This window comes from Delftia sp. ZNC0008, from assembly GCF_000799035.1.
Classification (GTDB): domain Bacteria; phylum Pseudomonadota; class Gammaproteobacteria; order Burkholderiales; family Burkholderiaceae_C; genus Comamonas; species Comamonas tsuruhatensis.
Genome location: NZ_JTKZ01000128.1, coordinates 1 through 493, shown reverse-complemented (window position 1 = coordinate 493; position 493 = coordinate 1). Strand labels below are relative to the sequence as shown.

Below are 493 nucleotides of genomic sequence, written 5' to 3'. Positions count from 1 at the left end.
CTGGCCCGCGTGGCCCGCCTGTCCAGCAGCCAGGTCAAGCTGATCGAGACCATCCAGCAAAAGGCCGCGCCCGAAGTGGTGGCCGCCGTGCGCTCGGGCGACATCTCGCTGAGCACCGCCGCCGTGGTCGCCAGCCTGCCCGTGGATGAGCAGCAGGCCGTGGCCGCCGCCGGCGCCGACGAACTCAAGCAGGCCGCCAAGCGCGTGCGCGATGCGAAGAAAAAGCCCAAGGCCGCCAAGCCCGAAGCCGACGCTGCCGACGGCGAAGGTGCGGCCGTGACCGCCTCGCCCGAGGAACTGCAGCAGCGCGTGAACGAACTTGAAGCCGAGAACGAGCGCCTGCGCCAGCAGATCAAGGCCTTGCAGGAACTGCTGGCCGAACAGGGCTGATCCCCGGGCCGCGACCTCCCCAGGCATGACGCGCTACCAGGAACTGGCCGACGATATCGAGGCCTCCATCGCCGCAGGCGTGCTGCGCGCGGGCGACAAGCTG

The 493-nt window shown here is 70.2% G+C and carries 1 pseudogene; it reads left to right on the top strand.

The annotated features are described in order from the left end of the window. Positions 1-390, top strand: a pseudogene (locus L995_RS04595) (plasmid replication/partition related protein); the annotation flags it as partial. Positions 391-493 lie beyond the last annotated feature (103 nt).